At 67.1% G+C, this 8,470-nt stretch carries 10 protein-coding genes; 3 read left to right on the top strand and 7 right to left on the bottom strand.

Features of this window, described 5'->3' with window-relative positions:
• Positions 1-137 precede the first annotated feature (137 nt).
• Positions 138-893 carry an NUDIX hydrolase gene (locus tag ACFE7D_RS07070; RefSeq protein ID WP_375394722.1) on the top strand — a complete coding sequence of 252 codons (756 nt, stop codon included), beginning with the start codon at positions 138-140 and terminating at the stop codon, positions 891-893.
• Between the two features lie 3 nt (positions 894-896).
• Here the strand turns inward: ACFE7D_RS07070 and ACFE7D_RS07065 are convergent, their stop codons facing one another.
• From ACFE7D_RS07065 to ACFE7D_RS07050, 4 genes are all read right to left on the bottom strand, one after another.
• Positions 897-1,451, bottom strand: a complete 555-nt coding sequence (locus ACFE7D_RS07065) for a hypothetical protein (RefSeq protein ID WP_375394721.1) — start codon at positions 1,449-1,451, stop codon at positions 897-899.
• A 202-nt stretch (positions 1,452-1,653) separates the two neighbouring features.
• On the bottom strand, positions 1,654-1,944 hold the full coding sequence (locus ACFE7D_RS07060) for a hypothetical protein (protein WP_375394720.1): 291 nt from the start codon (positions 1,942-1,944) through the stop codon (positions 1,654-1,656).
• Positions 1,945-1,968: 24 nt separating this feature from the next.
• A complete protein-coding gene (locus ACFE7D_RS07055; RefSeq protein WP_375394719.1) occupies positions 1,969-2,772 on the bottom strand; it encodes a transglutaminase family protein in 804 nt (267 codons plus the stop codon).
• A gap of 74 nt (positions 2,773-2,846) precedes the next feature.
• Complete coding sequence (locus ACFE7D_RS07050) at positions 2,847-3,596, bottom strand: Bax inhibitor-1 family protein (RefSeq protein ID WP_375394718.1); 750 nt, start codon at positions 3,594-3,596, stop codon at positions 2,847-2,849.
• A 116-nt stretch (positions 3,597-3,712) separates the two neighbouring features.
• Between ACFE7D_RS07050 and thpR the strand changes: the two genes are divergently transcribed.
• Positions 3,713-4,282 (top strand): RNA 2',3'-cyclic phosphodiesterase, encoded by a 570-nt coding sequence (gene thpR, locus ACFE7D_RS07045; protein ID WP_375394717.1) that lies wholly within the window; start codon positions 3,713-3,715, stop codon positions 4,280-4,282.
• Positions 4,283-4,298: 16 nt separating this feature from the next.
• Positions 4,299-4,835 (top strand): superoxide dismutase family protein, encoded by a 537-nt coding sequence (locus ACFE7D_RS07040; protein ID WP_375394716.1) that lies wholly within the window; start codon positions 4,299-4,301, stop codon positions 4,833-4,835.
• A gap of 1 nt (position 4,836) precedes the next feature.
• Here the strand turns inward: ACFE7D_RS07040 and ACFE7D_RS07035 are convergent, their stop codons facing one another.
• From ACFE7D_RS07035 to ACFE7D_RS07025, 3 genes are all read right to left on the bottom strand, one after another.
• The gene (locus ACFE7D_RS07035) at positions 4,837-6,402 is read right to left on the bottom strand and encodes a spinster family MFS transporter (RefSeq protein ID WP_375394715.1); all 1,566 of its coding nucleotides are present in this window, start codon (positions 6,400-6,402) and stop codon (positions 4,837-4,839) included.
• An 84-nt stretch (positions 6,403-6,486) separates the two neighbouring features.
• On the bottom strand, positions 6,487-7,167 hold the full coding sequence (locus ACFE7D_RS07030) for a hypothetical protein (RefSeq protein ID WP_375394714.1): 681 nt from the start codon (positions 7,165-7,167) through the stop codon (positions 6,487-6,489).
• Complete coding sequence (locus ACFE7D_RS07025; RefSeq protein ID WP_375394713.1) at positions 7,164-8,402, bottom strand: TIGR04063 family PEP-CTERM/XrtA system glycosyltransferase; 1,239 nt, start codon at positions 8,400-8,402, stop codon at positions 7,164-7,166. Before ACFE7D_RS07025 ends, ACFE7D_RS07030 begins: the two co-directional genes overlap by 4 nt.
• Between the last annotated feature and the right edge of the window lie 68 nt (positions 8,403-8,470).

The following is an 8,470-nucleotide window of genomic DNA, read 5'->3' as shown; positions in this document are numbered from 1 at the left end:
GTAGCTCAGATGGGAGAGCGCTGCAATCGCACTGCAGAGGTCAGGGGTTCGATTCCCCTCGGCTCCACCACCCGCCCCTGTCCGTCGATCCTGCTCGCGATTGCGCGGCTGTAACTGACCGTCCATTGGCGACGGTGATGACCGACCTTCCCGACGCCATTCCCGCCGCGACCCTTATCGTCATGCGCGACCGGGTCGATGGGCCAGCCGATCTGCTGATGGTGGAACGGGCGAAGGCGATGCGTTTCGCCGCGGGTGCGCTCGTCTTTCCCGGTGGCCGGATCGATCCCGGCGACGATGTGCTCGCTGCGACGATCGGGGACGGCGACGACCTGCCGGCGCGCATTGCCGCGATTCGCGAGACGATCGAGGAAGCGGGGCTGGCGATCGGATTGTCCCCGCTGCCGTCTGCCGCCTCGCTGTCGTCGATCCGGGCGGCGCTGCACGCCGGTCAACCCTTTGCGGACGCGCTGGCGACCCAGGGCGTTACGCTCGATCCCGCTATCCTCGTTCCCTTCGCGCGGTGGCGACCGGCGCACCAGCACGCACGTATCTTCGACACCCGCTTCTACCTCGCGGCGTATCCCGATGGATCACCCGAACCCAGTGCGGACGAGGGGGAGACGGTGCGGCTGTTCTGGTCGAGCGCGGCGGCGGTATTGGCGGCAGCCGATGCGGGTCGTGCGATCCTCATCTACCCCACCCGCCGCACTCTCGAACGGCTCGCGCAGCATCGGCATTTCGCGGAGGCGGTCGCGGATGCCGCGGCACACCCGATCCAGGCCATCACGCCGTTTATCGAACGACGCACCGATGGCGATCGCCTCTGCATACCCCAAGGTCTTGGCTATCCCGTTACGTCCGAACCATTGTCCGGCGCGACCCGCGGATGAGCGTCAGGTGGCGAGCGGTGCGGCGCTGTCGACCTTTTCCACCCAATAGGGAAAGAACGCCGGTTGACGATTCGACCAGCCCGACGCGGTCGCCGCGGCTTCGCTGATCGATTGCAGCAATTTCCGCCGCAATTCCGGATGCAGGTGCGGCAGCGCGGCGGCAGCGCAGAACGCAGCCGGCAGCCAGGGCCGCACCGATGCGCCGATCAGCCGTTCGTAGAGGAACCGGAACGCGGAGAAACTGGTCAGCCGCCCCTGCCCCAGATCGAACGCCACCACGGTCACCAACGGTGCGAGAAAGGGTTCGATCGCGTCGAGCCCGCTGTCGTCTGGAACGATCTCCCGGATATCCGGCAGGCCGCGATACATCCGCGCCTGCGCCCGGATGCTTGCCGCCTCCACCACATCGCGCGACCACCGCGCGAGCGCATCCTCACGGTCGAGCCCGATATCCAGCGACCGGCGGATGTACCGCTGGGTCGCCGCAGGAAATCCCGCGAACTCCTTCATCTCGGCCAACGTCATTGCGCCTTCGGCCGGCTTCATTCTCGAACCCATCGCCCTACCCCGCCCGTTTCGTTCAGTCTTAGGATGATACGCCAAGATGGTTAACGGACACCTGAACGAAATCGACCAATGACAGTGACTAGCGACCATGAAAGCTTGTGCGCCGCAACATCCATTGCGACGAACCGAGCGGGAATGGCGGAATTAACGACGATATGCGCTTTACGCGCAACAATCGGGTGACGACGGACGCTCAGCGCTGCTCGCGGAGCGACCTTTCCGCTTCCTCGTCGTAGCCCGACGACGGCGGCGCATCGGTCGCGCCCGAGGGCTGCGTTACGGAGGGCGGATCGCTGGCGTCCATCGACTCGTCCAGTCCATTGTCCAGCTTGGCGTCCACGCTCGCCGGATTTCGTTCAAGCCGTTCGGCGATCGACTTGTCCTGGCCGGCACCCTGCCGCGAATCATGTCCGCTGCCGACCGTATCGTCGTCTGCGGGTGCGACCGACAGGCTGTCGAGCGCGCGGTCATCGATATCGGTCATCACGAACACTCCTTGATTGCTTCCTTACAACGACGCAGGCGCATCCGCGTTCCTGTCCGACTTTACGGCGACGCGCTGATCAAGCAACGTCGCGGCACCGAAGATCGTCATGAACGCGATATCGGTGGCGTCGCGGCCGACGCAGATGCGGACCAGGTCCTGGCAATTCGCCATGCCCGTGGGATCGACCAGCCGCCAGTCGCCATCCAGCCACAATTCGGCGACGGCATGAAAATCGGGCGGATCGACACCCGGCGCATAGGCCGACACGCACCGCGCCGGAATGTCGCCCGCCCGCGCCAGCGCGACAAGCAGATGCGCGTAATCCCGGCAGACCCCCGACCGCGCGGCGAAGGTGTCGAGTGCGGTCGTGTCGCCGGTGCTGGAATTGCTTCGGTAATCGATCGATCGCGTGATCCAGGCGACCAGTGCCACGGCCAATGCGCCGCCCTGCAATCCGGCGAAACGCCGCCGGACGAAGCCCTCGAGCCGATCCGACTGGCAATACCGGCTCGGCATCAGATAGGCGGTCACCGCGCCCGGCACCATCCGCGGCGAGGTCGGCGGATAGTCCCCCAACACCACGGAAGCGCGGGCCACGTCCACCGTCGCGCGGTAATGGACAGTCAGTCGATCGACACCGCGCGCCCAGCATAGACGACCGACCCGGTCATATCCCCCGACCGAACGGATCGGGGTGTCGGACCAGATCGTCAGCCTGTCGTCGATAACTGTCTGGTCGGGCATCATCGCCGCCTCGACCTGCAGCAATATGTCGGCCGGGGCCGGCAACGCATAATCCAGATGGACGTCGATGTGCAGGCGCATGGGGTCCAGTCAAACGAAAGGCCCGGCGGACGATGCCGCCGGGCCCGTGATGGAAATCGATATTTCCGTCCGGATCAGCCGCGATTGCCGCCGAACAGCCGGAGAATGAACAGGAACATGTTGATGAAGTCGAGATACAGCGACAGCGCCGCCATGATGACCACCCGGTCTTCCTGACCGGTTCCCGCGACGTAACGGTACATGCTCTTGGTCCGCTGCGTATCGTACGCGGTCAGACCGGCGAAAAGCAACACGCCGACGAGGCTGATCACCAGGCCAAGCGGACCCGAATGCACGAACATGTTGATGATGCTCGCAACGAGCAGACCGACCACGCCGACGATCAGGAACGTGCCGAACGCCGACAGGTCCTTCTTCGTCGTGTAGCCATAAAGGCTCAGCGCGCCGAACCCGGCGGCGGTCGCGAAGAACGCCTGGGCGATCGCCATCGGGCTGTAGACCAGGAAGATGGTCGACAGCGACAGGCCCATGACGACCGCGAAGCCCCAGAACAGCAGCTTCAGCGTCGACGTCTGCATCCGCGCCTGTCCGGCGCTCATCGCGAACACGAAGCCCAGCGGAGCGAACATGATGACGTATTTCAGCACGCCGCCGCCGATGAACACCTGCGCGGCCGGCGACGTCGCGCCGCCCCAGGCGAAGAGCATTGCGACGATGCCTGTCAGCAACACGCCGGAACCCATGTAATTATAGACCGACAGCATATAGGCACGAAGCCCGGCGTCGTACGCGGTCGAGCGCGTTGCGCTCGCGGTGGTGCCGAACGGCGCCGCGTTCGGCCGGGGGTCAGACCAATTGGCCATGTCGAAAACAACTCCTTTGCCGACCGCCATGGCCGGATCGTCCGGATATCGGCCTCGGCGCGACTCTTTTCAAGCGAAACCGGTTGCACGGACGCCGCAGCGCGCGATGATCGCGTATGCACCGTTTGTTCGTCGCTCTCCGCCCGCCGCCTGCCGTCCGCGTGCCGATGTCGGGCGTCATGGGCGGGATCGATGGCGCGCGGTGGCAGGACGACGAACAACTGCACCTGACGCTACGGTTTATCGGCGAAGTGACGGCCGCGGTCGCCGACGACCTGACGATCGCATTGTCCCGCGTCTTTGCCGTCGCGCCTGCCCTGTCGATCGCCGGCGTCGGGCGCTTCGAGAAGCGGGGTCGTACCGATACCCTATGGGCGGCGATCGCGTCCGCGGAAACGCTGGCCGCGATGCATCGCAAGGTCGATCGTGCCTGTGTCGCCGTCGGCCTTCCGCCCGAGGGACGCGCCTATCACCCGCACGTCACGCTCGCGCGGTTATCCCGTGCAGGCCATGACGAAGCACAGGTCGGCGCGTGGCTCGTCCGCCATGCCGCCCTGTCCAGCGCATCGTTCGTCCCGTCGCATCTGATCCTGTACGAGAGCAATCCGGGACGGGAGGGTGCGACATATGAACCCGTCATGCGCTGGCCGCTGGGAACCGTGGAAACGCCCGACGGTTCGCAGTAATACAGGGAGAAACGATATGCTTTACGGACGAACGGCGATGCTGGCGGCGGTCATGGTGGGACTGGCGGGATGCGACCGCCCGTCGATGCGGATGGGGGCGCCGGTGGCGGGCGGGCCCGGCGCGCATGCGGTCGTCCACGATGCGGCAGGCGCGGATATCGGCCATGCGACGGCGACGACGGTTGCCGGCGGCGTGCGCTTCACCGCCGATCTTCATGGCCTGCCCCCGGGGACGCATGGCATCCATGTCCATACGGTCGGGCTATGCGATGCCCCCGGCTTCACGACTGCGGGCGGGCATTGGAACCCGACCGGCGCGAAGCACGGCAGCATGAACCCGCAAGGGCCGCACGAAGGCGATCTGCCCAATCTGATCGTCGGCAATGACGGCCGCGGCACCGTCGCGCTGGTCGTCCCGGGTGCGACGATCGCCACCCTGATGGACACGGACGGCGCATCGATCGTGGTTCATGCCGGCCCCGACGACCTGATGACCGATCCGTCGGGCAACAGCGGCGGCCGGATCGCCTGCGGCGTGTTTACCGCAGGCTGATCTACGCCGGTTCCCCCGACGCCCGGGCGCGCGCGATCCGCGTCGCCTCGGCGGCCGGGACCAGGCGATAGGCGACGAGGCCGGCGACCAGTGCGAACGGCATCGTCATCAGCAGCGACGACACGCCGGTCGCCAGGCTGCCCGTCGCGACCGAGATACGACCCGCCATATAGGGTCCGAGAGAGAGGCCGATCAGCGTCGTGCCGATGAAGAACACCGCGGTCGCAGTGCCGCGCATCCGGGGCAGCACCAGATCCTGCGTCGCCGCCGCGGATGCACCGAGCGCACTGCTGGCCAGCAATTGCGCGATCGGCACCATCACGAAGAATATGGTCGCGCTGCTCGCGCGAAAGGCCAGCAGGACCGGGACGAGCGGCGTCATCCCGCCAAACAGCACGACCATGATCCGGCCCGAAGCATGACGCTGCCGCAGCCAGTCCGCTGCCCGCCCGCCGATCGTGATTCCCAGAAAACCCGACAGCGCGGCGGGCGCGCCGATCCACAGCCCCGCCTGCTCGGCGGACACCGCAAAGGTATCGCGGACATAGGTCGCGCCGAATGCAGCGACCGCATACGCCACCAGCGCGTTCAGCCCATAGGCGATCACTATGCCGACGAACGCCGGCGTGCCGAGCGTCAGTGCGAAGGTTGCCGGATCGCGCTCGCGAAGCGCCGCGCTCCAGGAAAAGACCGCGTACACGCCGATGCCGACCGCACCCCATTGCGCGACCGATCTGCTACCGTCGATCCTGATCGCCGCAAACGCCGCTGATGCGACCAGCACCGCGACCAGGACGTTGATCCGGAATGCCCCGCTGCCCCGCCGCGCCGCGCCGATCAGCGTGAATGGCGGAATCGTCGCGCCCAGTTCTTCCAGGAACGCGCCGAAGGGGCGTGGGTGCGGCGGTGGGGTGGCCAGCCCCTCCGATCGCCCGCGGGGGGGTTCGCGCAAGGTCGCAATCCATAGCGCGACGATCAGGCCGGGAATACCGACCGCCATGAACGCGGCCTGCCAGCCCTTCAGGCCGAGCGGCGCGTGGACGGGATACGCAAGGTCCCAGCGCTTGACGATCAACCCCCCGATGAACAGCGACGCCCCGCCGCCGATGTAGATTCCCGACGAATAGAGCGCGAGTGCGGTCGCGCGCAGCCGTTTTGGAAACCAGTCGGAGATGAGCGAATAGGCGGCGGGGCTCGCGGTCGCCTCGCCGATACCGACCCCCACGCGCGCGATGGCCAGGGTCGTGCCGCTCCCTGCGAACCCGGACAGCGTGGTCATCCCCGACCAGACCGCCAGACCCAGCGTCATCAGCCATGTCCGCCGCCAACTGTCCGCGAGGCGACCGAGCGGGATACCGAATACCGCGTAGAACACGCCGAACGCGGTGCCGAACAGGAAACCGATGAATTGATCGTCCACCCCCAGATCGCGTTTGATGTCCTTCGCCAGGATCGCGATGATCTGACGATCGACGAAGTTCAGGACATAGACCAGTACCAGAATGGCGAGGACGTACCACGCATAACGCGGCGCGCGCTGCACGCCCGTATCGGCGATCCCGTCCATATCCCCTCCCTTCGACCGTTTTCAGCCGGTTATCAGAGGAAAGCGCGGTCGCGAAGAGATTTGACGGATGAGCGGCCCGTCGGTCTACCGCGCCAGTTCCCGCGCCCGCGCGCCCTTTTCCAGCCGACGCAGCAACGTCTCGATCGAAGGTGCCGCGGCCGGTTCGGACCGGGCGTGTGCGGGCGCGAACGGTCGAGGCTGGACGGCGGCGATACGGACGGCAGGAACAGGAGGCAATTCGAACGTCTCGATCCGGGCGTCGGGCTGCGGGCGGGGCAATGGCGCGACCGGCCGCACGGGTGCGAGAGGCGCGGCGGGGATCGCGGCCGGATCGAACGCGGCCAGCGGCTGTTCGAGGTTGGTCGGCAGCGATCGTTCGACGCGGGGCGCATCCATCATCGGCTGGCCGAGATCGGCGGCGCAGATCGGACGCCGTGGCGGTGCGTCGGGATGCGCATCCGCGCGACGCACGACGGGCGGCGCGTCGACGGCACGCTCGCCGCGCTTCGTACCCACGAGAAAACCGCCGGGACCGAACGACAGATAGAGAACCGACCACGCGACCGCGCCCGACAGCCCACCCGCGGCGATCGCGAGCACCGCGCGGGCCGTGACCCCCAACGGCGGTTGCGCGGTCGGCACGAGGGCGGCGACGCCGCTGGTCCAGACCAGGGTTTCCAGCATGTGGGACGGCATCAGCACGATCGCCGCGATGACGATCGACGCACAAGCGCCGCCGCCGATCGCGGCGATCCGCGGGTTCACGCTTTGAAGGCGAGGAATCGAGACCATGATCTATCCATCTGCGCGGCCGTCACGAGCCGTTGGTAAACAGGGGCATAACGCGAAATATTTGACGACCAGTTACGGTCCTTCGCGACGAACAGACGTGCACGCTCCCGCCGCGCGTCCCAACCGCCGCGATCCGCGAACATACCGGTCAGCGCATCGGCGATCGCACGCGGATCGTCCGGCGCGAACAGCGTGCCGGTATCGCCGTCCCCGATCAGCTCGCGGTGACCGCCGACATCGGACGCCGCGACCAGCCGCCCCTGCGCCATCGCCTCAAGCGGTTTGAGCGGCGTGACGAGATCGGTCAGTCGCATCCGTTTGCGCGGATAGGCCAGGATGTCGACGAGCGCGTAATAGCGTTCGACCGCGTCGTGCGGTACGCGACCGACGAAGCGGATCGCGCCGGCGACCGGCGATGTCGCCGCCTGCGCACGCAACGCCCCCTCCATCGGCCCGCCACCGACCAGCACCAGCTTCGCGGCGGGCCGCCGGGCGACCAGCGCCGGCATCGCCGCGATCAGGTCGTCCAGCCCCTCGTAATCGTAGAAGCTGCCGATGAACCCGACGACGTCGGCCCCGTCGAGGCCGAGCGATGCCGCCAGCGCATCGTCGCGCGGCGGCGGGTCGCCGAACAATCCCAGATCGACGCCGTTCGGCGATACCAGGATCTTGCCCGGATCGATCCCGCGCGCGACCAGATCGCCGCGCAAGCCTTCGCAGATCACCGCGACCGCATCGGCACGGCGCACCGCCCAGGTTTCCAGCATGCGGGTCGTGCGGTAGCGCAGCGACCCCTGGGTGCCGGTGCCGTTGCCGACCGCGGCATCTTCCCAGAAGGCGCGGATTTCGTAAACGAGCGGCAGGGCGCGGCGGCGGGCGACGATCAGCGCGGCGATCGCATCCAGCACCGGCGAATGCGCGTGGATGAGGTCTGGCCCGAACGAGTCGACCGCGCCCGCGATCCGCCTGGCAAAGGCGGCGATCCCGGCCATCTCGTCGAAAGCGTTGTTCAACCCGCGCGTGGCCGTCCGGTGGAAGACCAGACCGTCGTGACGCTCCATCGCCGCGGCACATTGCCCTTGCCGCGGCCCGGTGACGGCAGCGACCTGCCAGCCCATCGCCTCCTGCGCCTTGAGGATCGCGCGGGTACGAAACGTGTAGCCGCTCTGCAACGGCAAAGCATGATCGAGGACGTGGAGAATACGCATCCCATCCTATTGCCCCCAAAGCGCTTAACGCGCCGTCAACCGCGCCACGTTAGGCAGGACCGGCACAT

Source organism: uncultured Sphingomonas sp. (genome assembly GCF_964244235.1).
Taxonomy (GTDB): domain Bacteria; phylum Pseudomonadota; class Alphaproteobacteria; order Sphingomonadales; family Sphingomonadaceae; genus Sphingomonas.
Note: the sequence above shows the minus strand (reverse complement) of the source record. Positions and strands in the feature narration are given on the sequence as shown.

Bases quoted from the DNA above. Each gene is read 5' to 3' on its own strand.
- ACFE7D_RS07065 (WP_375394721.1), bottom strand. From the start codon at position 1,451: ATGGGTTCGAGAATGAAGCCGGCCGAAGGCGCAATGACGTTGGCCGAG.
- ACFE7D_RS07050 (WP_375394718.1), bottom strand. From the start codon at position 3,596: ATGGCCAATTGGTCTGACCCCCGGCCGAACGCGGCGCCGTTCGGCACC.
- ACFE7D_RS07040 (WP_375394716.1), top strand. From the start codon at position 4,299: ATGCTTTACGGACGAACGGCGATGCTGGCGGCGGTCATGGTGGGACTG.
- thpR (WP_375394717.1), top strand. From the start codon at position 3,713: ATGCACCGTTTGTTCGTCGCTCTCCGCCCGCCGCCTGCCGTCCGCGTG.
- ACFE7D_RS07025 (WP_375394713.1), bottom strand. From the start codon at position 8,402: ATGCGTATTCTCCACGTCCTCGATCATGCTTTGCCGTTGCAGAGCGGC.
- ACFE7D_RS07055 (WP_375394719.1), bottom strand. From the start codon at position 2,772: ATGCGCCTGCACATCGACGTCCATCTGGATTATGCGTTGCCGGCCCCG.
- ACFE7D_RS07060 (WP_375394720.1), bottom strand. From the start codon at position 1,944: ATGACCGATATCGATGACCGCGCGCTCGACAGCCTGTCGGTCGCACCC.
- ACFE7D_RS07070 (WP_375394722.1), top strand. From the start codon at position 138: ATGACCGACCTTCCCGACGCCATTCCCGCCGCGACCCTTATCGTCATG.
- ACFE7D_RS07035 (WP_375394715.1), bottom strand. From the start codon at position 6,402: ATGGACGGGATCGCCGATACGGGCGTGCAGCGCGCGCCGCGTTATGCG.